Below are 26,248 nucleotides of genomic sequence, written 5' to 3' on the forward strand. Positions count from 1 at the left end.
CACGCAGGCTTGCCTGATTATAGATGTCGATTTATAGCTGAAAACGCATCAACAAAGGGCGATAAAAGTGCTGAGTGAGCCAGCACAAGCTTTGCCAAATTACGCGTTTGTACCAAGGTAAGTGCGCAATATAAACATAGCTAAATTCAATTTCTGGCTGGGCTTTTCGGTTGCGTTTAAAAGCTGGAGCCCCTGAGCTCATATTAAAGCGACGCTGGCATATCATTGCGTGGCGGATGGTATAAGCAGATATTCTTCTATACAGCGCAAAACTCTGCGGCTTATTGGTATCGTAGCCAAAAATTGGGCAAGTCATGTCGTTATCAATTTCTACTATGCCTAACGTAGCCAGTATCTCTCCTTGATAAAATAGTCCCACTAAATGCACTAAGTTATTCTGGCTAGCCTGTTTTAAATATTGGATTGAAAACTGGATGTTATTCCGGCTGTATTTATCAAGGTAAAGCATGTCATATAACGCTTTGGCACGCTGAAACTCTTCATCAGTAGCCAGTGGCTTAAACTGCCAATCTTTATCATTAAACAGCTTGAAGTCTTTCGTTAAATCTCGGTTGAAGCTGAATGCTTGCCAATCCTCAAGTAAATACACTTGTCGCGTTACTAAGCTTTGCCATTGTTGTTGTTCTAATCGCTGAATTAAGTGTGAGTGCTGAAGTTGGTTGAGGGAGCGAAGCACCAAGGGAAAGGTGGGGTATTGATCGAGTGCGACGCGACGCAGCTCATCGAGGTTTAAGGATTCCCATTGTTCACTATACATATTGGTGGACAAGCACTGATTGTTGAGCGTTTGGACTTGATCCAATCCAGCCAATGATAAGATTGGTTTAGTCATATTAATAAGTCGCTTACATACCCATCGAACAGCCACATTTTTGACTTTGTAAAGCTCTTCTTCGGCGTAGCCACTAAGCAGTGTCATAGGGGACACGGCATAACAGTTGTTTGGTATTTTTGGTGTTACGGAGTAGGGAATGGCAACATCATCGATATAGTAGCAACCAAAGCTTGCTGTGCATTCATCAATAGGATTCGATTCCATAAGAGTGATAAAGGTTTGATGCCATTCTTGAGAGGAAAGCGTCATGATCTCAACGCCTCTCCATTCCACTCAATATCAACGGTAGAAGCGGCGCTCCATTTTGCCTTGTTTTGCCTAGCTAACCGGAGTAATTCAAACACACTCCGGATTTGGCTCCCGACCGGCAAGTTATGCTGTTGCATTACATTCACTCCAGACCACCAATCTTGCCAAGTTCGAGCCTTAAACAGGGATAATCCACCTTCAGCAATGAGTGTTATTGGCCCTAAATGATGCAATCGCTGCTTGGAAGGACTGGTAAACTCCATATTAGGAAGCAGTTGATTGCATCGAGACGAGAGTAGGTGCAAACCACTGGTGGCTCTTGGGTTACACTCAATCACGTAGAGATCATTTTGTGATTGGATGAAGTCAAACGACACTTGCCCATGATAAGTATGACGTTTACCAAAAGCTGCGATAAATGTATCTAGTCGTTCGCATGAGAGCGGCTGAAAAGCACTGGCGGCCGATCCGTTTACACAGTATTTCGGCACATAAGCTTGGTGTGCTTTAAGGTCACCATGTTCAAAAATCGCATAGTTACACACCGGAGTCCCATGGATTTTTTGTTGCTGAACCCAAGGGAAAAGGGGTGATATCGTGGCGGCAGAAATAGACTGAGTTGTCACATCTCTTATGACTTGCCCACCAAACCGAGAGTAAACTGGCTTTAGAACGGTTCTCTTATTAATTTCAATCTCACTTTTATCTGCGACCAAACGAGTTTTTGGAAGTGTAATTTCTGGCAAGCCTTGAAGCTGTTCAAAGACGGTCAACTTGTTGTGTAGGGCATTGAGCAGCGCCATATCGGGCAGAAAGAAATTCACATCTGGGCATTGTTTGTCAACATGAGCCAAGTAATACACTTCTTCACAAGTGGGTATCACCATATCAATGTGCATCTGAGTAATGATTTTTAGGATCTGCTGTTGGTAGGTGGGAAATGCAAATCGAGGTGAAGCGGTGGGTATATAAGACTCGATGCCCCGCAAAAATGATCCCAGAGGCTTTTTTAGCGAATCGGTGAGAATTACTTCATGTCCATGATGCATACACATGGTTGCCCACTCTAGTGCAACTGGTGCTCGGGCTCCGGTGATTAAGACCCGCATATGTTCACCACACGTCGTTGTTTATTCATTGGCGTCCAAATAGGCGCAGGGCGGTAACTAAATCTGACAGGATCAAGCTGTAATTGGTCAAACAACTTTATCAAGGCTTGATGTATAACCCGATGGTGGTGAACATCCGCTTCAATTTGAATGGTTTGTGACCCTGTTTGGGTGATTCGGTAATCCACGCGACCTTTGGCAGATAGTGTTATAGCGCGGTAGATGAGATCTGGTAACACCGTCACTGGGGTGTGGTTTGCGTTTAGCGTGAGGCGATCACCACATCGTCCGGCAATCGCCCCAATAGGTTCAAATACGCCATTATCCTGTTTATTCTCAATAATATCGTCGAGCTGATAACGAATAATTGGCTGAGTTTTACGACGAAAATCGGTGATGATTGGGCTGTAGTGAGTACGTTCGGTATTCAGCCAGTGTTTTTCGATATAAACAACATCTTGATTCCAGCGCATTTGTCCATGCTGATCAGTACATGCAAGAAAACCTTCAGTACATTGATAGACTTCATGGAGTTCGCTGTCGAACCGTTGAGAAATATAGTGACGGTCACTCTCGGTTAGAACCTCTGCCCCAGAAATGATCCGTTGTGGTTGAATTGCGGGTTGACCAAATTGACCGCTGAATTGGGCGCAGAGCTGAAGAGCTTGCGCACTACCAACCAAAAGCGTGGGTTGGAACTCATCCAACTCTTTTATCCATTCTTGGTAAGGTTTGGTTAAATCGGCATAAAAGAATGTGACAGGCCCTTTCGCGACGGATTTATACAGTGGGCTGTTGGCTCGCAAGGCTAGTGCAATTCGGTGCTTTTGCCATAGGTTGGGCAAAAGGCGAGCCAATATATTGCCGGCCCACAGTTGTGTTTCCTGCTTGTCAGCAAGAAACAGCCCGCGCATGCCTGATGTGCCCGAAGAAAGCCCAACCGTAACATCGCCAACTTTCGAAGCGGCAAAGTTGCGTGACTGCTCTGCTTTGAGTGCCTGCTGCATTAACTGTTCAGCATCTAAGCCCTTCGTATTTAACTCTGAAAGGTTCTCCATCATGATTTGCTTATTCATGATAGGGAAATCACTGAGTGGTGCACCCTGAAAAGAGCGGTAATACGGTGAATGACGGCATACCCAATCCAAGTGTTGCGTTAAGTGTTGTTGCTGCCACGTTTCGACTTGTTCCCTTGAGCCGAAAGGGCGGTAGCGGGTTCGCCAGAATTCTGAGATAAGCGTTCTCACTTCATCCATCCTTCTTTGATTAGCTGTTGGATAGTTTCCTGACAATGTGAAGGTACGAAGCGAACAACGTGGCGGGTTTGTTGGTAGCAACTTCTCAACTCAGAGAGGGTGTTTTTATAGGCCTTTGTGTCATCGCAAAGCATGTTCGCCAGCCAATGCTGATCGATATTTTCACTCAAGCTCTCAATTAACCAACATGCATCGGCGAGTAAGAACATCCAACCTCGTTCTCTTTTAACTAATAGGCCCACTTGACCAGCGGCATGGCCTGGCAAGCTAACCATATAAATAAGTTCATCGTCGAACATGTCTTTACAGAGCAAGTTAACCCCTTGGCACTGAGGAAGAATTTGGCTGATTGGCACAGAAAAATCACCATGAATGATGAAGTTAGATTCTAGTTGTGGAGGGAGCAGAGCTTTTAGGTAGCCTTTTCTTACGCCTCCAATTCGACCACTTTTAGTAATCGCATCTACCCCTTTTTGTTGGCAATGTAATTGAGAGTGGGAAAACTCAGACACGGCAGCAATGTGATCAGCATGGAAGTGGGAGAGGACTAAGTGTTCAATATCATGAGGTTTGAGACTTTCTTTCGCTAACAGCGCAACAATTCCGTGTTCTTTTTTATAGCGGCAAGGTGTTGTCCAAGCATAAAAGCGTTCAGGGAAGGGACGAGTAGCGCTAAAAAAATGCTCGTGATATCCCGTGTCAAACAGGATGTTGCCTTGTGTCGGGTGCTGAATTAACGCAACGGCTGCAGGAAATGCTCTAGGCTTTATACCAGAGCCTGGTTTGACAACAAAGCCTGGGTGTACGCAGTGTCCAGCCTCAAAGATTTTTATTTTTAGACCAGTTTGCATACTGCTGTATTCCTTCTTGAATTGAAAAAAGCGGTTGGTAATTCAGGTTTTTTATCGCCTTGCTGATATCCAGAGTTTGATGATAGTTAAACAATCCTGCGCTGTATGAAGTGAGCCTTGGCTCTGGCTGATGTGGTAAGCGCCTTCGTATTTGCTCACTGAGCTTTAATAATGGTGATACCACACCGTATGGTAATGATTGTAACGTTACTTTTAGGTTCAACCCCACACATAAAGCTTGTAGAACAGTCTCAATTGGCATTGGTTCGTTGTTGGAAATATTGAAGACATCACCATGCTGAAGTTGGTCTGCCTGAGTGCAAGCGAGCATCGCCGCATGGGCAACGTTGTCGACATAGGTCAGATCAACCACTGGGTTTCTACCCGATGGCAGAAGCAGAGTGTTGTTTTTGATCGCCTTAAGCACTCTTGGGATGAGCGCGCGATCGTTGGGGCCAAAAATGCCACGCGGTCTTAAAATGATCGCTTTGCTTTGGCCTTTTACGGCTTCAAGTTCAGATAGGTATTTGGTGTGTGCGTAATCATTACACCAGTGTGAAGCAATGGCGTCGGTTTCTCTAATATTCCAACGGTCTTGGTGGTCAAAATAGACGCTGGTGGAGGAAATATGAATAAAACGCGATATTTGATGCGTATTAGCCGCATTGACGAGGTTTTTGGTGGCATCTACATTGGCTTGATAAAACGCTTCCCACTTGCCCCATGGGCTTGAGAGAGCGGCACAATGGATGATTGCATCCATGTCTTGGCATATCGCATGAACAGCAGAGTGGTCTCTCAAATCGACTAAATGTGGGATAACATCGAATTGCTCAGCGAGTTGTTTGGCGATGACTGTATTTCGCGCTGTAAAATGCAGTTCATGTTGCTGGTGAAACATTCTTAGAATTGCGCTACCCAGCATCCCACTGCCACCCGTGACTAATATCTTCATAGTTTTAGCACTCCCATCCCTAGTGACAACCCTGCGGCGGTGCCAGCTAATAACACATGTTTTCCTGCTGTTTCTGGCTGATTACGCAGCCAGTGTAAGTTAATCGGGAGTGAGGCGGCGACTTGGTTTCCCAAAGTCGAAAAGTGATTAACTGTTTTCTCGGTTGGTAACCCGGTGAGTGATGGCAGTTTTTTTAATCCGTGCGCACTGGCTTGATGCGGAAGAAAATAATCAATATCGCTGAGTGTTACCGGAGAGGCGTCAAAGCCTTTTTTTAGAAACGCCGGTAAGGTTTTACGCACATGTTTAAACAGTGCTTTGCCCTCCATCTCAAACTGGCAGCTTTTTAAATAGGCTTGATGCTCTGAGGTATGAGGGTTGACATGACTACCTCCGCCCTTAATTTGACAAAATGAATACCCGGTATGATGCGTTTCAAAGTGACTGGTGAGCAATCCATCACCGTTGTGTTCTTCGAGCAAAAATGCGGCGGCACCGTCTGCGAATAGGGTTGCAACTTCTGGTTTTAGCGTAAAATTTCGATTCAGTGTGATGCCAGTGGCGAGCTCACTGGTAACAATGAGAATCCGACGGTATCGTTTTGCGAAGAATAGACTCTGAGCAAGATCAAGCGCAGAAAGAAATGATAAACAGGTGCTGTTCAAATCAAAACTTTCTAGCCATGTTGGAGCGTCTAACGCGGCGAGAACCGCTGAAGCGTCGTAGGGCAGAGACTGGTGGTGAGTACCGCTGGCGTAGATAAGGAGATCAATGGAGCCCAAGGTATATATGTTTCCTAAACACTGCTCTATCGCCTGCACCGCCATGTAAATAGCGGTCTCTTTTGTATTGGCTACATGACGATATTCAACGTCGAATTTATTTCGGCAGGTCCCTGGCGCCAATTTTAGGAAGCGATCCATCTCTCGATCTGACCATTGATTCGTTGGCAGGTAGCTTCCACTAGAAACGATGTTAAAGCCCATTATTCTCTATACATTTATTAAAAACGTCGTTCAAAATAAACCACGTTGCATATTGAAGCTATGGCGAGCGAGATGAAAAATAAACAGAACAAAACAAATGGGAGTAAGAGCACGCTTTGGGTGCAATGCTGAAAATGAATTTTCAGGAATGAGCCAGGCTTTTTGCTGGCTCAATATGAATAGAGTGAGGATTACTTCCTAAATTTAGCCAAAATACGATCTAAATGGTTCGCAAATTCGCGGCGATCGGTTTGGGAAAGCGCAGCGGGACCACCAGTCTGAATTCCGCTTGAACGCATGGTTTCCATGAAGTCGCGGATATTTAGACGCGCTTTGATGGTGTCTTTCGTATAAAGCTCGCCACGTGAACTGAGGGCTTGAGCGCCTTTAGAGATGACCTCATCTGCAAGCGGAATGTCTGATGTGATCACCAAATCGTTGGCCTCCACACGCTTAACGATTTCGTTGTCAGCGATGTCAAATCCAGCTGGAACTTGCAGCGAGTGGATGTTGTCTCTTTTGGGCACCGGGACAACGTGGTTGGCGACAAACGTACATTCAATCCCCGTGCGTTCGGCGGCACGCACAATGGTTTCGCGGATGACTTTCGGACACGCGTCTGCATCTACCCATAACTTCATGATGACTTCTCACTTAGCTTGGCTTCTAGCTCTTCAATGCGAGCGACTAGTTTTTTCACCGTGCTTTCTAGCGCTGCAAGACGATCATTATCGGTATGCGCTTGTGCTGCGACTTCAACCTTGGGAACACGCTGAGCACTTTTCCAACTTTTTATTGCGGTGATTAATGCAGGCATTGGGACGGGCGTTTTCAAGCGTGCTTTCACTAACGCTACGGTTGGCTCTTTTCCTTGTTGTTGCAGTTGTTCCATTACCGCTTCTAATTCTTTAGTAACGTCTTGAGTTAACATTTTTAATCCTTAACAACGATATATCTATCATCATACGTTGAGTCCCCTAATTTGGCGAATAGCAATTTGGAATGTGTGGTGTGAGAGATCTCTCACATGGGTTGTGAGAGAAAACGATTTCGTGAGCGGAAAAATAGAAATTACAAACATCAAGTTATTGATAAATAATGATTTAACAACTATTTAACCAATGTGGCGTATAAATATTTATCTAGTATAGATTGTCAATTTTTAGGAAAGGCGTAAATTGAGAGTTGTCAGCAGGAAGCAGACATGGAACAGGAAAGCACCAAGGATTTGGTTATCGTCAGGAAGACGATTTGGTTGGTCAGGATGATTAATCAAGCATGGAGCGTAGGACATTGTAAGGACACTATCATCAATAGGATGTTGATGACTAAGGATAGACAATGGACCCCTCTAGGATAGAGGTTATGGACAGCGTCAGGAAGATGCAAGGGACACCGCTCAAGGAACAAGTGATGTGTGCTAACGGGGAATGTTAGCTATCAGGATGATAAGGACACCGCTAGGACGGCGACGTAAGGAATAAGCTGACGGAATCAGCCACTATTATGGATGATGCATGGAGCACTTTTAGTAGCCGGACTGCTGCGAGTAAGACCATGACCCCGATACTTATGTGTCGGGGTCTTTCTTATATAAAAAGATACCTAGTCGTTCTCATTGAATTAAGCACCTTGAGGTGACTTGGGTATATCAATATCACAAAATTTATAAATTCCTAATAACACTTAATAAAAAACAATCCAGATCAATATCCTTTCCAATCAGTTGGTTTAACTTTCGGCTTCTCTACAAGGTGTTATGCCCCGCAGTTATTGAGCATATTCAAGCTCATCGAGTTTGCGATCTGCGGATAAATAAAGTTTGTTGTAATCAAGGAACAGATGTGGCCATAGTAACCAGAAGAATGCTTCTTCTACCCTACAATGAGTCGTTGCAACTAGAGTTCGTCATGCTGAATTGCTGTGCGAAAAACCGTGCTGAAATGAACGGTCCGTATACTGTCGCGTCTGCCAAACAGATGTTTGAGAAAATACTGGATGATGAAAATATTTATAGTATGGCGGTGCTAGAAAGCACCAGTCGTGACTATATGGGGCACGTGTTCATTTCCCATCTCGATTCCGAGCCTGAGTTAGGGTTTATTTTTGATAAATCTTATTGGGGTAAAGGGTTAGCGACAGAAGCTCTAAAAGCATTTTTCCCCAAGGCGTGCCGTGAGCTGGGGCTACATAAGGTTAAAGCTAACGTGAATAGCAACCATCAAGCTTCTATGGCGGTGCTGAAAAAACTGGGATTTGTTGAAACAAAAGAAAGTAAGGATCTATATGGCCCTTACTTTGAAATGGAATTTACAAGCGATGCGGTGGTAGGTGAAAGTTCTGCGGCCTGAAACCGACCATAGTTAGCTCCCCTTGGTAGCAATCGTCACCAAGCGATGAAAACTCAAATTGATACACCGTATGCCAACGCCAGACTCCGTCTGGCGTTTTTAGTTTATGGGCACCAAAGGCGATGCTGATTAATTGGAGATCCAATTGCTCACATTTACGCGTGATTGCCACTTTTGCGAGTTCGGCTTGACGACGTTGTTGCCAAAACAGATAACAGAAAAAGCATAGCCCTAAAATTGCTAAAAGATCACCAATCATCCCTGAACCTTTATTATCCCTTTGTTGCTTGTTGTAAGCTTACTAGCGCGTTTGCTAGTTCTTCAGATGGATTTGAATGTAGCAAGGGCAATAGCACCATTCTTAACTCTGGTAGCATCACTAAATCGGCAAATAACTGATTAAATAGGGCTTGATTACCGGTTTGAGCTAAACGCAGCAAAAACTGCTCTGCTACCTTTTCATTGGCTAGTAAGTGCCAAGCTCGGCCAGCCACGCCAATCAGTACTTCCTGATGGCTTAAACGAGAGCTTTGTAATATCGCTTCTAACACTGGAGAGGCAATGGCTGTTGGTGCGCCAGCCAAAGCTCGGATAAGCGCTGAAAGTAGGAAGAGATCAGGCTCGCTACTTGCGATTTCTTGTTGTGCTTTTTCCGCGATACGTTCTGCTAAACGCTCTTGTAACTCTACATGCTCAAGCGCACCCAACAGAGCATAAAGTGGTTCATTCGGTAGGTAGTTCAACGCCTTGCGTATCATTACCCCGTTTTGCTCTTTGTCCAAACGAGCGGCCATGTCGGTGATCCCTTGCAGACCTACGGTTTGCCAATTATCCCAGCCTAAACCACCTGAAAAGTAATGCTGAGTGTGCTCATAATATTGACTGGTAGGAAGATCGAGGTTCGCGCGGACCTGGCTATGAAACACGGCCATTTTGTCTTCGGAAGGTTTGAACGTATATGGGTTATTAGACAGCTTTTGCTGTTGCTCTTCAGAGATATCATCATTGAGGCGTGTTCCCATGGCTTCCACTACGTATTTAATGAAATTGCCGATATCCGCTTGCTTTAACAAACCGCGCTCGTCCAATTCAAACTTTAGAAACCAAATCCAAGGTTGCTTTTGTTCATTCCAATAAGCGATGGCAAGGTGTGCTTTACGCTGCATTGGGAATGGGTACGGTGCTTGACCTTTTTCTACATCGGCAAACTCTTTCTTAGCGATGGTTTTGATACGACGACCAAGATCGAAGATTTGATAATCACAGCGGCTGTTGTTCAACAGTTGAGTGAGGGTTTGAATGTTTTCCATTAAATACGACGTCCTAACGTTCTTTTCACAAGAAATGGTATCATTCTCGGCTAATTCAAGGTTCGAGATAGAATTAATGGTAACAAATACTCAATTGGTCGACTTACTTCACCAACTTGAAACGCAGCTTAAAGAACATAAGTTGTGGCAACACACTAGGCCTTCAGAGCAAGCCTTACAAAGCGTGGAGCCATTTGCGATTGATACGTTGCATCCTCATGAGTGGTTGCAGTGGATCTTTATAGACAGAATGCACGTGCTAGTGGAAAACAACCAACCATTGCCAAGAGGGTTTTCTCTCGAGCCCTATTTTTCAGAAGCGTGGAAGCAGGAACCGCAGTTCGCAGAGCTGCTTGTTACAATCCGAACCATTGACGAACTGTGTAAGTAAACGAATGCTAGAACAAGAAATAGCGCGATCTTCAGAACCAGTTGAGCTGGAGATCGTTTATCAGGATGAATATTTTGTAGCGGTCAACAAGCCTGCAGGCATGTTAGTGCATCGCAGTTGGTTAGATAAACACGAAACTCAGTTTGTCATGCAAACTTTGCGCGACCAAATTGGTCAGCATGTGTTCCCACTGCATCGTCTGGACCGTCCAACATCGGGTGTGCTCGTGTTTGCGTTGTCGAGTGAAGTCGCGTCACAAGTCATGCCGATGTTTGCTGAACATAAAATGGAAAAGACGTACCACGCGATAGTACGCGGTTGGATTGAGGAAGAGGGCGTCTTGGATTACGCGCTCAAAGTCGAGTTAGACAAGATTGCGGATAAGTTCGCTTCACAAGAAAAAGAAGCGCAAGAAGCGGTGACGGAATATAAACCGTTGGCTAAAGTGGAAGTTCCCTATTCGACGGGTAAATTTCCTACAACGCGTTATTGCTTAGTTGAGATGAAACCTAAAACGGGGCGTAAGCACCAACTTCGTCGTCATATGGCGCATCTACGCCATCCGATCGTGGGTGATACAACGCACGGAGATGGCAAGCACAACAAGCTATATCGCACAGAGTTTGATTCTCATCGTTTGCTACTGCACGCTTCAGAGTTACGGTTTGTCCATCCATTTACCGATCAAGAGATTGTCATGACGGCCAATCTTGATGAGACTTGGCAGCAATTGTTTACTCGATTTGAGTGGGATGAATCAATGATCAACCGATAATGGGATTAGTTAGATCTAGATAATGATTGGGTACAAATAAAAAGGGTTAGCATCAATGCTAACCCTTTTTTTAGTATTTAAGACTTAACGTTTTACTTGAGTTTTTCGAGATCTGCTTCGATCTCTGCGATCTTGCTCGAAACGACTTTTTCTAAATGACGAAGGTCTGAAAGAATTTTCTCTTTTACATCAACCTCAGGTTGTTTCGTTGGCTTAGTGATCTTATTCAGTTCATCAATGACCAATGTGAGGTTACGGTTGATTTCCGTTACTTCTTTATATTTGTGACTGCCACTGTCCACAAGAACATTTTTGATTTGGCGCGGGTATTTGAATTTAACGCTTTTGGCGAACAGCTCGCCTTTTTGCTTGTGGAAATAGATCTTGAGCACGTCTTTGTGTGCTTCTTGGCGTAGGGAATAACGTTCAATCTGCTTAGGGTCGTGAATACCCAAACCAGTGAGGTGGGGATACATAGGCTACCTCTATTACATCGAATTGATATTGATATAACTGTAGCAGCCAATGTATGAGCTAGATAGCTGATATTTAGCCAAAATGCTTAACTTGTGGGCAAGATCGCTCTCGCCCTGAACCGAAAAGATTGGCAGGTTTGATCTAAGCTGCGACCTCATCAGATAACTTTTCGATCAATCTCTCTCTTAGCTCATCTTGCTGTTCTTCACTTAATCTTCCCCCTGCATCACTGGTTAAAATAAACAAGTCTTCTGCTCGCTCACCAATGGTGGTGATTTTGGCACCGTGAAGGTTGATATTTAAATCAGCAAACGTACGGCCTACTTTGGCCAACAGCCCCGGTGTGTCTAGCGCGACAAACTCCATTAAAGTGTGTTTTTTACCTTTGGTTGGTAAGAAGTCGACTTTGGTTTTCACATTAAAGTGCTGAAGTTTGTTCGGAGTACGGCGCGTTTTAATCTTGGTTGGTCGGCCCGCCTCCAGTACATGGGTGAGGTGCTTAATCACCGCGGCATGACGGGACTCATCAATCGCTTCGCCATGTTGATCGAGCACCATAAAGGTATCAATCACGTGCCCATCTTTGCTGGTCATGATTTGCGCGTCGTGTACATTAAAATTACGCCTATCTAACTCCGCCACGACCGTCGCAAATAAAGCTGGCTGGTCTTTCGTATATACAAACACCTCAGTGCCGCCGCGAGTGGCTTTTTTGCTGATCAAGACCAAAGGCTTAGTTGGATCTTCCATGCGAAGTAAGTGTTCGCAGTGCCACGCGATTTGCGTATGGGTATGACGAAGGAAATAGTCAGCTTTGAAGCGTTGCCACAATACTTCAATTTCGCGCGCGGCAAACCCCTCTTTGCGCAGCATTGCAGAGGCCATTTGTTGGTTGTGGCGAATTCGCTCACGCACATCGACAGGATTCTCTAGCCCTCTACGTAAAGCACGTTGTGTAGAGTAATACAGCTCTGCGAGTAAGGTTCGTTTCCAAGCATTCCAAAGTTCTGGGTTGGTTGCACAAATATCTGCAACTGTCAGGCACACAAGATAATCGAGAGATTCTTCGTCTCTGACTTTTTTGGCAAATTCGGTAATCACATCGGGATCATAAATGTCTCGGCGCTGTGCGGTGACGGACATTAATAGATGATGCCTTACCAACCAAGCGACAAGTTTGGCCTCGGGCTTTGATAAGCCATGCTCAATACAGAAGTCGTAAGCCTCACCTTCGCCTATAACAGAGTGATCGCCGCCACGTCCTTTACCGATATCGTGGAAAATAGCGGCAATAATCAGCAGTTCTTTCTTTTGCATCCGTGGGTAGACGTCACAACAAATAGGGTGCTTCGCATGATTGTCTGGGTCACTAAAGGTATTAATGTGTTTCAGTAAGCGAATACTGTGCTCATCAACCGTGTAGGCGTGGAATAAGTCAAACTGCATTTGACCAACAATTTGGCTCCATTGCGGTAAATAGGCCGCCATAACCCCTAATCGGTGCATCAGGCTGAATGCTTTATGCAGAGCATTAGGGTGACGACATAACGCCATGAACTTTTCACGCGCAGCAGGAATGGTGTGCAAAAATTTGTTGAGCCGACGGCGAGCGGTGCGCAGCTGACGTAGTGTTGGTGGACTCACCCCTTCAATGGTTGAGTCGTTCGCGATATGTAAGAACATATCTAGGATGGTTTCTGGGCGAGCTTGAAACAACGCGGGCTTCCTTGCTTCAATCAAAGAGCCACGACGTTGGAAGTCGGCATCGAGAATCTCGGCACTTTCTGTCGCACCACCATTAATGATCGCTTGATCAAAAAGTTTGAGTAGCATTTTATTGAGCTCTGCCACACGACGAAGTGTGCGATAGAACTCTTTCATCATCATTTCTACGCCTCGGTTGCCTTCACCGACGTAGCCTAGATTTTCAGCAACTTGTGCTTGATGGGCAAAGGTCAAGCGGTTGTCATAGCGGCGAAGCTCCATGTGCAGAGCGAAGCGCACTCGCCAAAGGAAGTCCTGACATTCAACCAATTCTCGGTATTCTGCGTCAGTTAAAAATCCGTATCGGCTCATTTCCAGCAATGACGTAGCACCAAAGTGACGCCGGGCGACCCAGCTTAATGTATGAATATCGCGCAGCCCGCCAGGGGTCGACTTAATGTCTGGTTCTAAGTTGTAGGTCGTATCGTGGTAACGCGCATGGCGTTCGCGCTGCTCTTGAATTTTCGCGCGGTAAAACGTTTCACTTGGCCAAAAGGAGTCTGACAATACGACTTTCTTCAGTGCCTGAAAGGTATCCTCGCTGCCACACAGCAGACGCGCTTCTTGAAGATTTGTCGCGACCGTTAGATCGGCTTTACCAATTTCCGCACATTCGTTAACGGTGCGAACTGCGTGTCCGACCTCGAGTTTTAAATCCCACAACAGCGTAATGAATTCGCTGATTTTTGCTTCTAGCGCGGTCGGCAGCTTATTGTTCGACAGAATCAAAATATCGATATCGGAGAGCGGATGCAGCTCGCCACGTCCATAGCCACCCACGGCAACTAGGGAAATGTTGTAAATATCTTTGAAGCCAAAATGTTGCCACAAACGATTCAGAAGCAGATCCATGTATTCTGCTCTGGCTAAAACCAAGCTTGTTACCGGATGATGATTGAGAAACTCTTGGTTTTGATCGGAGCTAAATTTCTCTAACTCTTGTTTGAGTTCTCCGATATTGATTTGTTCATCGGAAAAGGTAAGAGGGGACTGAAGTGTCATATTTGCCATCCGTGCAAGCTAATCTAGTTACAATCTAACAAATTTGTGGCAGATAAAAAATATCCCCGCCGAAGCAGGGATATAGTAAACAACGAGTGGTCGTTAGCTTTACGCGTTTTTCATTAGGCGAGGAATCGTATCGTCGCTACGAAGCGTCAGTACTTCACAACCTTCTTTTGTTACAACAATGGTATGTTCCCATTGCGCAGAGTTCTTGCCGTCGCCTGTGTAAACGGTCCAATCGTCTTGAGCGTCAACAGAGCAACCAAATTTACCTGCGTTAATCATCGGCTCAATAGTAAAGCACATGCCTTCTTTTAGTACGCGGCGGTCTTTGTTCTTGTAATGAACCACTTGTGGTTCTTCATGGAACTCATCGCCGATACCGTGGCCACAGAAGTCTTTCACAATAGAAAACTTGTTGCGAGGGTTGTTTTTGTTGTTCTCTTTGATGTACTTCTCGATAGCTGTACCGATGTCACCAACTGTTGAACCTGGCTTAACGGTACGCATACCAACATACAGTGCTTCTTGAGCAACCATGCATAGACGTTTGTTTGCAGGTGAAACATCACCGACTAGGAACATCTTAGAAGTGTCACCATGGTAACCTTGAGGACGCACGCTCAGATCCGCATTTTCGTCATTTGGAACGATTACGGTAATATCAACGTTTAAGATGTCGCCATCTTTTAGTACCGCCGGCTTCATTTGACCGTTGCTACCGATTTCGTCTTTTTCCGCTGGAATACCGTGGCATACGATATGGTTGATTGAAGTACAGATCGACTTAGGGAAACCATGGTAATCAAGCGGAGCAGAGTATGCGCCTTTTTCTAGAGCGTACTCATGACAGATTTTGTTCAACTCTTCTGTCGTCACACCAACTTTGATGTGTGGTTCGATCATTTCTAGAATCTCTGCGGCCAGCTTGCCCGCAATGCGCATGCGTTCTATTTCTTCAGCAGTTTTAATCTTGATTGACATTGGCTTTCTCTACTTATTCCTAAGCACGTAAACGTGCGAATGGCCGCATTCTATCAGACATCGGGGCGTTAACCCAAGTTAGATAGGAATATGCATCATTCTTAATTCGATCGTATGTTTAAAGTTTTGCTTATAAATAGGAGAAAGTGGCACGGTGAAGAAATAATTTTTACTAGCCACAGTGAGCTAAAATATGGTATAAAGCGCGCCGGAATAGAGGACTGTTCTCTTCGTTTAGCAAAGCTAAGCGGCGAAGCAAGCTTCATCCGAATAACCTTTTATCTTTAAATCACACACATTCCGTCACATATTCCGGGGTGCTGAGCAGAAGCTTGGTCGGAGTTATGGGGAATGTGGAGGCCTAACCCCATAGAGGAATTTAAAATGGCAACTGTATCAATGCGCGATATGCTAAAAGCTGGTGTTCACTTCGGTCACCAGACTCGTTACTGGAACCCAAAAATGAAGCCATTCATCTTTGGCGCTCGTAACAAAGTTCATATCATCAACCTAGAAAAAACTGTACCAATGTTCAACGACGCTCTAGCTGAACTAGCTAAAGTTGGCGAGAAGAAAGGTAAAGTTCTATTCGTAGGTACTAAGCGCGCTGCATCTGAAGCTGTTAAAGAAGCTGCAATCGCAAGCAACCAGTTTTACGTAAACAACCGCTGGTTAGGCGGTATGCTTACAAACTACAAAACAGTTCGTCAGTCTATCAAGCGTCTAAAAGATCTAGAGACTCAATCTCAAGACGGTACTTTTGACAAACTAACTAAGAAAGAAGCTCTAATGCGTACTCGCGAAATGGAGAAGCTAGAGAAATCTCTTGGTGGTATCAAAGACATGGGCGGCCTACCAGACGCTCTATTCGTAATCGACGCTGATCACGAACACATTGCAATTAAAGAAGCTAACAACCTAGGTATTCCAGTATACGCTGTGGTAGATACTAACTCTAACCCAGACGGCGTTGACTACGTAATCCCAGGTAACGACGACGCGATCCGCGCTGTACAGCTATACCTGAACGCTGCTGCTTCAGCAGTATCTGAAGGTCGTAACAAAGACGTAGCTGCAGTTGCTGAAAAAGACGGTTTCGTAGAAGCTGAATAATAGCGGCTCTGTGTCACACTTGGTCTATGTGAAACCTTTGTGTAGCATAAACTAAGTTATAGTTAGCAATGGGGGCCGACAATGTTAGGCCCCTGTTTTTTACCTTATTTCGAATCAAACGAGGAATACAGAATGGCAACTGTAACTGCTGCTCTAGTTAAAGAACTTCGCGAGCGTACTGGCGCTGGCATGATGGAATGTAAGAAAGCGCTTGTAGAAGCAAACGCTGACATCGAACTAGCAATTGAAAACATGCGTAAATCTGGCGCAGCGAAAGCAGCTAAGAAAGCTGGTAACGTTGCAGCTGAAGGCGCAATCATCATCAAAGAAGAAAACGGCGTTGCTGTTCTTCTTGAAGTTAACTGCCAAACTGACTTCGTTGCTAAAGACGGTAACTTCACTGCATTCGCAGAAGAAGTTGCAGCTGCAGCTCTAGCTTCAAAAGCGACTGTTGAAGAGCTACAAGCACAATTCGAAGACGCACGTGTAGCTCTTGTAGCTAAAATCGGTGAAAACATCACTATCCGTCGCGTAGAATACGTTCAAGGCACTGCAATTGCTTCTTACCGTCACGGTGAGAAAATCGGTGTTGTTGTTGCTGGTGAAGGCGACGCAGAAACTCTTAAGCACGTTGCAATGCACGTTGCTGCTTCTAAGCCTGAGTTCGTTAACCCAGAAGACGTACCAGCTGACGTAGTAGAAAAAGAGAAAGCGGTTCAAGTTGAAATCGCAATGAACGAAGGCAAGCCTGCTGAAATCGCTGAGAAGATGGTTGTTGGCCGCATGAAGAAATTCACTGGCGAGATCTCTCTAACAGGTCAAGCTTTCATCATGGAACCTAAGAAAACTGTAGGTGAAATGCTGAAAGAAAAAGGCGCTTCAGTTTCTACATTCGTTCGCCTAGAAGTAGGTGAAGGTATCGAGAAGAAAGAAGAAATGAGCTTCGCTGAAGAAGTTGCTGCAGCTCAAAAAGGTTAATCCTTAGAGACTGTATAAAGATTAGACCGTAGCCTTGGCTGCGGTCTTTTTATGAGCAGTGAACGATTAGCCGTGATGAATAGCCATAACTGAATTTGTGTCTATTCATGACTGTTAATCAACAACTCTCTTTGGAAGGTAAACTCCATGACTACGAACCCTAAACCAGCGTATCAACGTATTCTATTAAAACTGAGTGGTGAAGCTCTTCAAGGTGAAGACGGTTTTGGTATTGATCCTGCGGTCCTTGATCGCATGGCACAAGAAGTTAAAGAACTGGTTGAACTGGGTGTTCAGGTTGGTGTAGTTATCGGTGGCGGTAACTTGTTCCGTGGTGCAGGCCTTGCTGAAGCTGGTATGAACCGCGTAGTTGGTGACCACATGGGTATGCTTGCTACAGTAATGAATGGCCTAGCGATGCGCGATGCCCTTCACCGTGCATACGTGAATGCGCGCGTTATGTCTGCCATTCCTCTAAAAGGCGTATGTGACGACTATAATTGGGCTGATGCGATCCGTGAGCTTCGCCAAGGCCGTGTTGTCATCTTCTCTGCTGGTACGGGTAACCCGTTCTTTACAACGGATTCTGCTGCTTGCCTACGTGGTATTGAAATCGAAGCGGATGTTGTACTAAAAGCGACGAAAGTTGATGGTGTATTTACTGCTGACCCTGTAGCAAACCCAGACGCAGAGCTGTATGATAAGCTATCTTACGCAGAAGTTCTGGATAAAGAGCTGAAAGTGATGGACTTGGCGGCGTTTACGCTAGCTCGTGACCACAAAATGCCAATCCGCGTATTTAACATGAACAAACCAGGCGCACTACGTCGCGTGGTTATGGGCGAAGCAGAAGGCACGCTAATCAACGAATAAGCTTGTCCCAAGGTGCCACCCAAAGCGTTAGGGTGGCGTTTGCTTTGCTCAACCGTTTTAGGCTTTCTTCAGGAAAGATGACATTTTTAAGGTGAAACTGTGATTAACGAAATCAAAAAAGACGCGCAAGAGCGCATGGATAAAAGCGTTGAAGCGCTTAAGAACAACCTTTCTAAAATTCGTACAGGTCGTGCACACCCAAGCCTACTATCTGGTATTTCTGTAGAATACTACGGTGCAGCAACACCTCTAAACCAAGTAGCAAACGTTATTGCTGAAGATGCACGTACACTTGCAATCACGGTTTTCGATAAAGAGCTGACGCCGAAAGTAGAAAAAGCGATCATGACGTCTGATCTTGGTCTAAATCCTATGTCTGCTGGTACTATCATCCGTGTTCCACTTCCACCACTAACGGAAGAGCGTCGTAAAGACCTAGTTAAGATTGTTCGTGGTGAAGCTGAAGGTGGTCGTGTTGCTGTTCGTAACATCCGTCGTGACGCAAACAACGATCTAAAAGCGCTTCTAAAAGATAAAGAAATCTCTGAAGATGAAGATCGTAAAGCACAAGACGAAATTCAAAAACTAACTGACGTTGCAGTTAAGAAGATCGATGAAGTTCTTGCTGCAAAAGAAAAAGAGTTGATGGAAGTTTAATACTCCCACACACATCACTGTTGGAAAACGCTGTGCTCACAGCTCAGCGTTTTTTTATGTTAGTCTATCCAACTGATGGAACTCAATTAACTCCCTATGCAAAATTCTCAAGCCTTCTCTGATTCCCTTCCTAAGCATATTGCCATCATTATGGACGGTAATGGCCGTTGGGCTAAGTCCAAAGGAAAACCTCGCGTATTTGGTCACAAAAAAGGCGTTAATGCCGTTCGTAAGACCGTGGCTGCTGCTTCAAAGCTTGGCATTAAAGCCATGACGCTATTTGCTTTTAGTAGTGAAAACTGGCGTCGTCCGGAGGAAGAAGTGGGTCTTTTGATGGAACTGTTTATCACGGTCCTGTCTAGTGAAGTAAAAAAACTACACAAAAATAATTTACGGTTGCGCGTGATCGGTGATACCAGTCGATTTAGTGAGCGTCTACAAAAGAAGATTGTAGAAGCTGAAAATCTAACGGCAGGTAACACGGGGATGGTGATCAACATTGCAGCCAATTATGGCGGTAAGTGGGACATCACAGAAGCGGCCAAAACGTTAGCGTTAAAAGCACGTAACGGTGAGATTCGTGTAGAGGATATCAATGAGCAGCTAATCACTGAGCATTTGACCATGGCAGACTTACCTGAAGTGGATCTTTTGATTCGTACCAGTGGAGAGTGTCGCATCAGCAACTTTATGTTGTGGCAAATGGCTTATGCAGAAATGTACTTTACACCCGAGTATTGGCCGGAATTCGACGAAGACAGCTTAGTTGAAGCTGTAACTTGGTTTATCAATCGAGAACGTCGTTTTGGCTGTACAGGTGAACAAATAAAGGCATTGATGGCAGCTCAATAAGGACTAGTTAGTTTGAAACAGAGAATAATAACAGCACTAATTTTAGCTCCCCTGGTTATTTTAGGCATTTTTAAATTACCCCTAATGGGCTTTATTGCCGCTTTAACTGCAATTACCCTATTAGGTTTTTGGGAGTGGACTCAATTTACAGGAAGCAACTCTCGCTTTGCTGCCCTCGTTCCGGCAGTCATTGTTACCGGACTTAGTTTTCTATATATTTCGCCTGACGCACATAGCCTCAACCATTTAGCAACGCCTCATTATGTTGTGCTGGGCCTTGGTTTTGTTTGGTGGATTATTGCTAGCTTAATGGCGATTACTTATCCCAAAACGACGAAATCTTGGCAAAATAATTTTGTTTTACGCCATGTGTTTGGTTTTCTGACATTAATTCCATTCCTTTGGAGTGTAGTTATTCTTAGAGCTCATGACATTACGGTAGATCCATACCACGGAGCAAAGCTCGTGTTATACGTTTGTTTCTTGGTATGGGCTGCAGATAGCGGTGCTTACTTTGCAGGCAAAAGCTTAGGCAAACGTAAAATGGCGCCACATGTCAGTCCGAATAAAACCATTGAAGGGCTTATTGGCGGCATTATCACGGCATTGATCGTGGCGTGGGCATTTGCTGATTGGTTTGATATTCAGTTCTCCAGTCCTGTCCATATGGTGTTGATTACGTTGGTTACTGTTGTTATATCAGTGCTCGGCGATCTGGTGGAAAGTATGTTCAAGCGTGTCTCAGGCATTAAAGACAGCAGCAACATTATCCCAGGACATGGCGGTGTGCTCGATCGTATTGACAGCCTAACCGCAGCATTCCCAGTTTTTGCTCTTCTTTACTACGTATTCTAATTTATCAGGAGCGGCATTGTCGCTCCTGAGCTTTCTAACGGTCTTACAACATGCAAAAGTTAACGATTCTTGGTGCTACTGGATCCATTGGTGCAAGCACGCTTAAAGTGGTCGAACAAAACCCAGAGCTGTTTTCTGTCGTTGCCTTAGCGGCAAGCACCAACGTTGAAAAGATGATCGGGCTATGTCGTCAGTGGCAACCTAAATACGCGGTAATGGCGGACAAAGCCGCAGCGGTTCAACTCCAATCTGAGTTACATTTGGTTTCTCCAAACACCGAAGTATTAGGTGGTGTGGATGCTCTATGCCATATTGCTTCATTGGACGAAGTTGACAGTGTGATGGCTGCTATTGTCGGAGCGGCTGGTCTACTGCCTACCATGGCTGCTGTGAAAGCTGGTAAGCGAGTATTGTTGGCAAATAAAGAAGCACTGGTCATGTCAGGCCAGTTATTTATTGATGCCGTAGAAGAGTTTGGTGCGGAGCTACTTCCCGTCGATAGTGAACACAATGCTATTTTCCAGTGCTTACCACAGCAAGTACAAACCAATTTAGGTCGTTGTAATTTACAAGAACATGGCATTTCTCATATTTTGCTGACTGGTTCTGGTGGTCCTTTCCGTTACACTGACATCGCAGAACTGGAAAAGGTGACTCCTGAACAGGCGATCGCCCATCCAAACTGGTCGATGGGACCAAAGATTTCCGTTGACTCAGCCACGATGATGAACAAAGGCTTAGAGTATATCGAAGCTAAATGGTTGTTTAATGCGGCTCGCGAGCAGCTAAAGGTTATTATTCATCCGCAGTCTGTTATTCATTCAATGGTTCAATACCGCGATGGTTCGGTTTTGGCACAAATGGGTGAGCCGGATATGGCGACTCCTATTGCACTGACTATGTCATACCCATCAAGGGTTGAAGCTGGGGTTAAGCCACTAGACTTCACGCAAATTGGCGAATTGACGTTTTTGCAACCTGATTTTGCTCGTTACCCATGTTTAAAACTAGCAATTGACGCTTGTTATGAAGGTCAACATGCAACAACGGCACTGAATGCAGCGAATGAAGTTGCTGTTGATGCATTTTTAAATAACAGCTTAGGTTTTACGGATATCGCTCGCATCAATGAGTCTGTGTTGAACAAAATCAATGCAAGCTGCAAAGCTGAGAATGCGAATAGCTTGGAAAGCTTGTTAGAGCTAGATAGAATGGCACGAACTATTGCCCTAGAAACCATACGCGAGCGTAACTGATGACAGGTATATTGTGGAATCTCATTTCTTTTATCGTCGCACTGGGCATTCTTGTTGCTGTGCACGAGTTTGGGCACTTTTGGGTTGCTCGCCGTTGCGGCGTGAAAGTTGAAAAGTTTTCAATCGGTTTCGGTAAGTCTATCTGGAGTAAGGTAGGCAAAGACGGAACGGAGTACAGCATCTCAATGATCCCTCTCGGCGGCTATGTAAAAATGGTTGATAGTCGTGTTGATGAGGTGCCAGAACATGAGAAACACTTAGCGTTTGATAAGAAGCCGCTATGGAAGCGAACCTCTATTGTTGCGGCAGGCCCTATCTTTAATTTCCTTTTCGCAATTTTCGCCTATTGGCTCGTATTTCTTATTGGTATCCCAGCAGTTAAGCCAGTAATTGGTGAAGTTACGCCCAATTCGATCGTCGCAGAAGCCGGAATTGAATCAGGAATGGAACTTAAATCGATATCTGGTATCAAAACTCCGGATTGGGAATCGGTCAATATGGGATTGATTTCTCATATTGGCGATGATTTGATGACAGTAACACTGACGTCAGCGAATGAAGTTGGTTCAGAAGTAACGAAAACTCTCGATCTGCGCGAATGGGAGTTCGACCCTGAAACTCAGTCTGCGATGCAGTCGTTAGGTTTTGCGCCGTATACACCGGAGGTATATCGCGTTATCGAACAGGTTTCGCAAGGTGGAGCGGCGGAAAAAGCAGGTGTGCTTCCAGGTGATGAGATTGTCGCTATTGGTGAACAACGCGTCACGGAGTGGAAGCAGGTTGTTGAAGCGGTTCGCTCTAATCCTGATACACCGATTGAATTAACGGTATTGCGTCAGGGCTATGAGCAAACATTAACGCTGACGCCTGGTAGCCGTGAGCTAGCTAACAAAGAAGTCGTTGGTTTTGCAGGTATTGCACCTAAAGTCGCAGAATGGCCAGAAAGTTATCGCTTCGACCTTCAGTTTGGTGTATTCGAGTCAGTAGGTAAGGCGGTAGACAAAACCGGCCAAGTCATTGGCTTGACAATCAGCATGCTTAAGAAACTGATTGTTGGTGACGTTGGTCTGAATAATCTGAGTGGTCCAATATCAATAGCCAAAGGCGCAGGTGCGACGGCTGATTATGGCTTGGTCTACTTTTTAGGTTTTCTCGCTCTAATTAGTGTTAACCTAGGTATTATTAATCTCGTTCCTTTACCAATGTTGGATGGCGGTCATTTGTTGTTTTTTGCAATTGAAGCAGTCATTCGACGTCCCGTTCCTGAGAGAGTGCAGGAAATGGGCTTTAGAATTGGTGGTGCGATCATCTTCTCGCTCATGGCGTTAGCGCTATTTAATGATTTTACTCGTCTGTGATAGTTCAGAGACAAAAGCAGTAGCAAGGAATAATTAGAACAAGTATGGCGATTAAGCGAATTCTATTTGCAAGTTTACTGGCGACCAGTGTATCTGCAAATGGAGCAGAGAACTTCGTAGTTCAAGATATTGAAATCGATGGATTGCAGCGTGTAGCACTGGGTGCTGCGTTGTTGAAAATGCCTGTACGTGTCGGTGATACCATTGGCCAAGGCGATGTTGCAGAGATTATCCGTGCACTGTATGCATCTGGTAACTTTGAAGATGTGAAAGTGTTACGTGACGGCGGCGTTCTTATGGTTCAAGTCAAAGAGCGTCCTACCATTGCCAGCATCTCATTTTCTGGTAACAAAGCAATCAAGGACGAGCAGCTACAAGAAAACCTGAACGCATCTGGTGTTCGTGAAGGCGAAGCGCTTGACCGCACCACGCTAAGCAACATTGAAAAAGGCTTAGAAGACTTTTACTACAGCGTAGGTAAATACAACGCCACAGTAAAAGCTGTGGTGACTCCACTGCCACGTAATCGTTCTGACCTAAAGTTTGTCTTTACTGAAGGCGTGTCGGCAAAAATTCAGCAAATTAATTTTATCGGCAATGAAGTTTTCAGCGATGAGGACCTTCTTTCTCGTTTTAACTTGAATGTTGATGTGCCGTGGTGGAATTTCCTGTCTGACGAAAAGTACCAAAAACAAGTGCTTGCAGGTGATATTGAAGCGCTCAAATCATTCTATCTGGACCGCGGTTACTTAAAATTTAACGTTGATTCGACACAAGTTGCAATCTCTCCTGACAAGAAAGGGGTATACATTACTCTTGGCTTAGAAGAGGGCGAGGTTTATACCGTCAAGGACGTAAAGTTCCGTGGTGATTTGATTGGTGAGGAAGCGACGTTCGAACGACTTGTACCATTTGAAGACAATGAGACGTACAACGGCTCGTTGGTCACTTCAATGGAAGAGGGTATTAAACGTGTGCTTGGTGAGTCCGGCTACGCTTATCCTCAAGTGAATACCATTCCTGAGTTTGACGACGAGAATCAAGAAGTTTCTTTGGTCGTTAACGTCGATCCAGGTAACCGAATTTACGTTCGTGATATCCGCTTCACGGGTAATAACTCAACCAAAGATGAAGTACTTCGTCGTGAAATGCGTCAGATGGAAGGCAGTTGGTTGAACTCGAAATCGATTGAAACGGGTAAAACTCGTCTAAATCGTTTGGGCTACTTTGAAAATGTTGAAGTACAGACGGTTCGAGTTCCTGGTAGTGATGATCAAGTTGACCTAGTTTACTCTGTCAAAGAAGCGAACTCTGGTAGCGTTAACTTCGGTGTTGGCTACGGTACAGAATCGGGTGTGAGCTTCCAGGTTGGCCTGCAACAAGATAACTTTATTGGTAGCGGTAACCGTGTTGGTATCAACGCGATGATGAATGACTACCAGAAAAACATCAGTCTAGATTACCGAGACCCGTACTGGAACTTAGACGGTGTAAGCTTGGGTGGCAAGGTTTTCTATAACGAATTTGAAGCTAAAGAAGCCAATATCGTTGACTATACCAACGAAAGCTATGGCGCGAGCTTAACGTGGGGCTTCCCATTCGATGAGTTGAACCGTTTTGAATTCGGTGTCGGTTATACGCACAACAAGATCGGTAACTTATCGCCTTACTTGCAGGTAGAGCAGTTCTTAGAAGCGCAAAAAGATAATATAGATTCAAGTGGGGCATTGAATACGAACGACTTCGACTTCAATATCTCTTGGACACGTAATAACTTAAACCGTGGTTACTTCCCAACGGCAGGTAACCACCAACGTGCATTCTATAAAATGACCGTACCTGGCTCTGACGTTCAATACTTTAAACTGCAGTACGATGTTCGCCAGTATGTACCATTAACTAAAAAGCATGAGTTTACCCTCTTGTTCCGTGGCCGCTTGGGTTACGGTAATGGTTACGGTCAAACGGATGGTAACGATAACTTGTTCCCATTCTACGAAAACTACTACGCAGGTGGCTTTACATCGCTTCGTGGCTTTGGCTCAAACTCTGTTGGCCCTAAAGCGGTTTACCGCGATACATCCGGCTCTAACAATGGTACAGATATTGCGACAGATGATTCAGTGGGTGGTAACGCAGTCGCATTAGCAAGTATTGAGTTGATCGTTCCAACGCCGTTCGCATCAGAGGAAGTACAAAACCAAATTCGTACCAGTATCTTCTTTGATATGGCAAGTGTTTGGGATACCGAGTTTGATTATCGAGAAAATAGCAATATTTCGGGTGCTAACTACTACTACGATTACTCAGATCCAACCAACTACCGCTCTTCTTACGGTGCGGCGTTGCAGTGGATGTCTCCAATGGGGCCACTAGTATTCTCACTAGCGAAACCAATTAAGAAATTTGATGGCGATGATGAAGAGTTCTTCACATTCACTATCGGTAGAACTTTCTAAAGAGGAAAATATTTTGAATAAAATGATCAAAGCGGCTGGGATTGGCCTTCTTGTACTGAGCTCTTCAATGTTTGCAAATGCGGCAGAAGCTGCACAGAAAATTGCTTATGTAAATACAGCTCAAGTTTTCCAAGCTCTTCCTCAACGTGAAGTTGTACTACAAAAAATGCAGAAAGACTTCAAAAGCAAAGCTGATGAACTGAAGTCAATCCAAGCACAAGCTAAAACAAAGATTGAGAAGCTACAACGTGACGGCGAGCTTTTGGGTCAAGACGAAGTTGAAAAGCTACGTATCGATATCGCGAAGCTAGACAGCGAGTACAAAGTGAAAGCACAAGCACTTGAAAAAGCAAGTGCGCGTCGTGAAGCTGAAGAAAAAGCGAAGCTTTTCAAAACGATTCAAGATGCAGTTAAGAAAGTCGCAGACAAAAATGGTTACGATCTTGTGATTGATATCTCTGCTTTGCAGTACGGCAAGCCAGAATACAATATCTCTGAAGACGTAATTAAAGCTCTAAAATAAGAAGT

26 protein-coding genes are annotated in these 26,248 nt (G+C 44.8%); 13 read left to right on the forward strand and 13 right to left on the reverse strand.

All coding sequences use genetic code 11. The features are described from left to right. Positions 1-31 precede the first annotated feature (31 nt). The 8 genes from NL643_RS02955 to NL643_RS02990 form a co-directional block, all read right to left on the reverse strand. Positions 32-1,105 (reverse strand): hypothetical protein, encoded by a 1,074-nt coding sequence (locus NL643_RS02955; RefSeq protein WP_253643878.1) that lies wholly within the window; start codon positions 1,103-1,105, stop codon positions 32-34. Further along, positions 1,102-2,214: an ATP-grasp domain-containing protein gene (locus NL643_RS02960; RefSeq protein WP_253643879.1), complete on the reverse strand. Its 1,113-nt coding sequence runs from the start codon at positions 2,212-2,214 to the stop codon at positions 1,102-1,104. Before NL643_RS02960 ends, NL643_RS02955 begins: the two co-directional genes overlap by 4 nt. Further along, a complete protein-coding gene (locus NL643_RS02965; protein WP_253643880.1) occupies positions 2,202-3,470 on the reverse strand; it encodes a F390 synthetase-related protein in 1,269 nt (422 codons plus the stop codon). Before NL643_RS02965 ends, NL643_RS02960 begins: the two co-directional genes overlap by 13 nt. Next, positions 3,458-4,321 carry an MBL fold metallo-hydrolase gene (locus NL643_RS02970; protein ID WP_253643881.1) on the reverse strand — a complete coding sequence of 288 codons (864 nt, stop codon included), beginning with the start codon at positions 4,319-4,321 and terminating at the stop codon, positions 3,458-3,460. The genes NL643_RS02965 and NL643_RS02970 overlap by 13 nt, the downstream gene beginning before the upstream one ends. Next, a complete protein-coding gene (locus tag NL643_RS02975) occupies positions 4,290-5,276 on the reverse strand; it encodes an NAD(P)-dependent oxidoreductase (RefSeq protein ID WP_253643882.1) in 987 nt (328 codons plus the stop codon). Before NL643_RS02975 ends, NL643_RS02970 begins: the two co-directional genes overlap by 32 nt. Further along, complete coding sequence (locus NL643_RS02980; protein WP_006742535.1) at positions 5,273-6,262, reverse strand: ketoacyl-ACP synthase III; 990 nt, start codon at positions 6,260-6,262, stop codon at positions 5,273-5,275. Before NL643_RS02980 ends, NL643_RS02975 begins: the two co-directional genes overlap by 4 nt. A 191-nt stretch (positions 6,263-6,453) precedes the next feature. Next, the gene (locus NL643_RS02985) at positions 6,454-6,903 is read right to left on the reverse strand and encodes a YaiI/YqxD family protein (RefSeq protein WP_012841495.1); all 450 of its coding nucleotides are present in this window, start codon (positions 6,901-6,903) and stop codon (positions 6,454-6,456) included. Then, on the reverse strand, positions 6,900-7,193 hold the full coding sequence (locus NL643_RS02990; RefSeq protein WP_012841496.1) for a hypothetical protein: 294 nt from the start codon (positions 7,191-7,193) through the stop codon (positions 6,900-6,902). The genes NL643_RS02985 and NL643_RS02990 overlap by 4 nt, the downstream gene beginning before the upstream one ends. Before the next feature lie 934 nt (positions 7,194-8,127). On the opposite strand from NL643_RS02990, the gene NL643_RS02995 reads away from it, so the two are divergent. Then, entirely contained in the window at positions 8,128-8,613 is a 486-nt protein-coding gene (locus NL643_RS02995; RefSeq protein ID WP_080936742.1) for a GNAT family N-acetyltransferase, read from the forward strand. Here the strand turns inward: NL643_RS02995 and NL643_RS03000 are convergent. Next, positions 8,573-8,872, reverse strand: coding sequence for a DUF3301 domain-containing protein (locus NL643_RS03000; RefSeq protein ID WP_012841498.1), 300 nt, complete (start codon positions 8,870-8,872; stop codon positions 8,573-8,575). The two genes, NL643_RS02995 and NL643_RS03000, sit on opposite strands and share 41 nt — an antisense overlap. A 13-nt stretch (positions 8,873-8,885) precedes the next feature. Then, entirely contained in the window at positions 8,886-9,923 is a 1,038-nt protein-coding gene (locus NL643_RS03005; protein WP_253643883.1) for a DUF3549 family protein, read from the reverse strand. Positions 9,924-9,999: 76 nt separating this feature from the next. On the opposite strand from NL643_RS03005, the gene NL643_RS03010 reads away from it, so the two are divergent. Both NL643_RS03010 and truC read left to right on the forward strand, forming a co-directional pair. Next, positions 10,000-10,314 (forward strand): YqcC family protein, encoded by a 315-nt coding sequence (locus NL643_RS03010; RefSeq protein WP_005391784.1) that lies wholly within the window; start codon positions 10,000-10,002, stop codon positions 10,312-10,314. Positions 10,315-10,318: 4 nt separating this feature from the next. Then, entirely contained in the window at positions 10,319-11,089 is a 771-nt protein-coding gene (gene truC, locus NL643_RS03015; protein ID WP_171343217.1) for a tRNA pseudouridine(65) synthase TruC, read from the forward strand. A 92-nt stretch (positions 11,090-11,181) separates the two neighbouring features. On the opposite strand, the gene NL643_RS03020 is transcribed toward truC, so the two are convergent. The 3 genes from NL643_RS03020 to map all read right to left on the reverse strand — a co-directional run bounded on the left by NL643_RS03020 (position 11,182) and on the right by map (position 15,319). Beyond that, positions 11,182-11,565 (reverse strand): DUF3461 family protein, encoded by a 384-nt coding sequence (locus NL643_RS03020; RefSeq protein WP_005380322.1) that lies wholly within the window; start codon positions 11,563-11,565, stop codon positions 11,182-11,184. A 142-nt stretch (positions 11,566-11,707) separates the two neighbouring features. After that, positions 11,708-14,332, reverse strand: coding sequence for a bifunctional uridylyltransferase/uridylyl-removing protein GlnD (gene glnD / locus NL643_RS03025; RefSeq protein ID WP_085344087.1), 2,625 nt, complete (start codon positions 14,330-14,332; stop codon positions 11,708-11,710). Between the two features lie 108 nt (positions 14,333-14,440). Then, the gene (gene map, locus NL643_RS03030; RefSeq protein WP_005380326.1) at positions 14,441-15,319 is read right to left on the reverse strand and encodes a type I methionyl aminopeptidase; all 879 of its coding nucleotides are present in this window, start codon (positions 15,317-15,319) and stop codon (positions 14,441-14,443) included. A 384-nt stretch (positions 15,320-15,703) separates the two neighbouring features. Between map and rpsB the strand changes: the two genes are divergently transcribed. The 10 genes from rpsB (at position 15,704) to NL643_RS03080 (ending at position 26,243) form a co-directional block, all read left to right on the forward strand. Continuing rightward, positions 15,704-16,432, forward strand: a complete 729-nt coding sequence (gene rpsB / locus NL643_RS03035) for a 30S ribosomal protein S2 (protein WP_012841501.1) — start codon at positions 15,704-15,706, stop codon at positions 16,430-16,432. A gap of 132 nt (positions 16,433-16,564) precedes the next feature. Next, the gene (tsf, locus tag NL643_RS03040) at positions 16,565-17,410 is read left to right on the forward strand and encodes a translation elongation factor Ts (RefSeq protein ID WP_012841502.1); all 846 of its coding nucleotides are present in this window, start codon (positions 16,565-16,567) and stop codon (positions 17,408-17,410) included. A 147-nt stretch (positions 17,411-17,557) separates the two neighbouring features. Next, positions 17,558-18,283, forward strand: a complete 726-nt coding sequence (gene pyrH, locus NL643_RS03045) for a UMP kinase (RefSeq protein ID WP_005380329.1) — start codon at positions 17,558-17,560, stop codon at positions 18,281-18,283. Positions 18,284-18,382: 99 nt separating this feature from the next. Then, positions 18,383-18,940, forward strand: a complete 558-nt coding sequence (gene frr, locus NL643_RS03050) for a ribosome recycling factor (RefSeq protein ID WP_005380330.1) — start codon at positions 18,383-18,385, stop codon at positions 18,938-18,940. A 96-nt stretch (positions 18,941-19,036) separates the two neighbouring features. Beyond that, on the forward strand, positions 19,037-19,792 hold the full coding sequence (locus tag NL643_RS03055; RefSeq protein ID WP_006741661.1) for an isoprenyl transferase: 756 nt from the start codon (positions 19,037-19,039) through the stop codon (positions 19,790-19,792). Positions 19,793-19,804: 12 nt separating this feature from the next. Next, a complete protein-coding gene (locus tag NL643_RS03060) occupies positions 19,805-20,647 on the forward strand; it encodes a phosphatidate cytidylyltransferase (RefSeq protein WP_048625888.1) in 843 nt (280 codons plus the stop codon). 50 nt (positions 20,648-20,697) lie between these two features. Then, positions 20,698-21,903, forward strand: coding sequence for a 1-deoxy-D-xylulose-5-phosphate reductoisomerase (ispC, locus tag NL643_RS03065; RefSeq protein WP_253643884.1), 1,206 nt, complete (start codon positions 20,698-20,700; stop codon positions 21,901-21,903). Then, positions 21,903-23,261 (forward strand): sigma E protease regulator RseP, encoded by a 1,359-nt coding sequence (gene rseP / locus NL643_RS03070; protein ID WP_124008424.1) that lies wholly within the window; start codon positions 21,903-21,905, stop codon positions 23,259-23,261. The genes ispC and rseP overlap by 1 nt, the downstream gene beginning before the upstream one ends. Before the next feature lie 44 nt (positions 23,262-23,305). After that, complete coding sequence (gene bamA / locus NL643_RS03075) at positions 23,306-25,720, forward strand: outer membrane protein assembly factor BamA (protein ID WP_047008880.1); 2,415 nt, start codon at positions 23,306-23,308, stop codon at positions 25,718-25,720. A 13-nt stretch (positions 25,721-25,733) separates the two neighbouring features. Then, positions 25,734-26,243 (forward strand): OmpH family outer membrane protein, encoded by a 510-nt coding sequence (locus NL643_RS03080; protein ID WP_005391804.1) that lies wholly within the window; start codon positions 25,734-25,736, stop codon positions 26,241-26,243. Positions 26,244-26,248: the final 5 nt, after the last annotated feature.

The organism is Vibrio sp. Y42_MX_L11 (genome assembly GCF_024181785.1).
In the GTDB taxonomy this organism is placed as follows: Bacteria; Pseudomonadota; Gammaproteobacteria; order Enterobacterales; family Vibrionaceae; genus Vibrio; species Vibrio diabolicus.

Coding starts and splice junctions, on each gene's coding strand:
- NL643_RS02955 (WP_253643878.1), bottom strand. CDS start 1,105: ATGACGCTTTCCTCTCAAGAATGGCATCAAACCTTTATCACTCTTATG.
- NL643_RS02960 (WP_253643879.1), bottom strand. CDS start 2,214: ATGCGGGTCTTAATCACCGGAGCCCGAGCACCAGTTGCACTAGAGTGG.
- NL643_RS02965 (WP_253643880.1), bottom strand. CDS start 3,470: ATGGATGAAGTGAGAACGCTTATCTCAGAATTCTGGCGAACCCGCTAC.
- NL643_RS02970 (WP_253643881.1), bottom strand. CDS start 4,321: ATGCAAACTGGTCTAAAAATAAAAATCTTTGAGGCTGGACACTGCGTA.
- NL643_RS02975 (WP_253643882.1), bottom strand. CDS start 5,276: ATGAAGATATTAGTCACGGGTGGCAGTGGGATGCTGGGTAGCGCAATT.
- NL643_RS02980 (WP_006742535.1), bottom strand. CDS start 6,262: ATGGGCTTTAACATCGTTTCTAGTGGAAGCTACCTGCCAACGAATCAA.
- NL643_RS02985 (WP_012841495.1), bottom strand. CDS start 6,903: ATGAAGTTATGGGTAGATGCAGACGCGTGTCCGAAAGTCATCCGCGAA.
- NL643_RS02990 (WP_012841496.1), bottom strand. CDS start 7,193: ATGTTAACTCAAGACGTTACTAAAGAATTAGAAGCGGTAATGGAACAA.
- NL643_RS02995 (WP_080936742.1), top strand. CDS start 8,128: ATGCTTCTTCTACCCTACAATGAGTCGTTGCAACTAGAGTTCGTCATG.
- NL643_RS03000 (WP_012841498.1), bottom strand. CDS start 8,872: ATGATTGGTGATCTTTTAGCAATTTTAGGGCTATGCTTTTTCTGTTAT.
- NL643_RS03005 (WP_253643883.1), bottom strand. CDS start 9,923: ATGGAAAACATTCAAACCCTCACTCAACTGTTGAACAACAGCCGCTGT.
- NL643_RS03010 (WP_005391784.1), top strand. CDS start 10,000: ATGGTAACAAATACTCAATTGGTCGACTTACTTCACCAACTTGAAACG.
- truC (WP_171343217.1), top strand. CDS start 10,319: ATGCTAGAACAAGAAATAGCGCGATCTTCAGAACCAGTTGAGCTGGAG.
- NL643_RS03020 (WP_005380322.1), bottom strand. CDS start 11,565: ATGTATCCCCACCTCACTGGTTTGGGTATTCACGACCCTAAGCAGATT.
- glnD (WP_085344087.1), bottom strand. CDS start 14,332: ATGACACTTCAGTCCCCTCTTACCTTTTCCGATGAACAAATCAATATC.
- map (WP_005380326.1), bottom strand. CDS start 15,319: ATGTCAATCAAGATTAAAACTGCTGAAGAAATAGAACGCATGCGCATT.
- rpsB (WP_012841501.1), top strand. CDS start 15,704: ATGGCAACTGTATCAATGCGCGATATGCTAAAAGCTGGTGTTCACTTC.
- tsf (WP_012841502.1), top strand. CDS start 16,565: ATGGCAACTGTAACTGCTGCTCTAGTTAAAGAACTTCGCGAGCGTACT.
- pyrH (WP_005380329.1), top strand. CDS start 17,558: ATGACTACGAACCCTAAACCAGCGTATCAACGTATTCTATTAAAACTG.
- NL643_RS03055 (WP_006741661.1), top strand. CDS start 19,037: ATGCAAAATTCTCAAGCCTTCTCTGATTCCCTTCCTAAGCATATTGCC.
- ispC (WP_253643884.1), top strand. CDS start 20,698: ATGCAAAAGTTAACGATTCTTGGTGCTACTGGATCCATTGGTGCAAGC.
- rseP (WP_124008424.1), top strand. CDS start 21,903: ATGACAGGTATATTGTGGAATCTCATTTCTTTTATCGTCGCACTGGGC.
- bamA (WP_047008880.1), top strand. CDS start 23,306: ATGGCGATTAAGCGAATTCTATTTGCAAGTTTACTGGCGACCAGTGTA.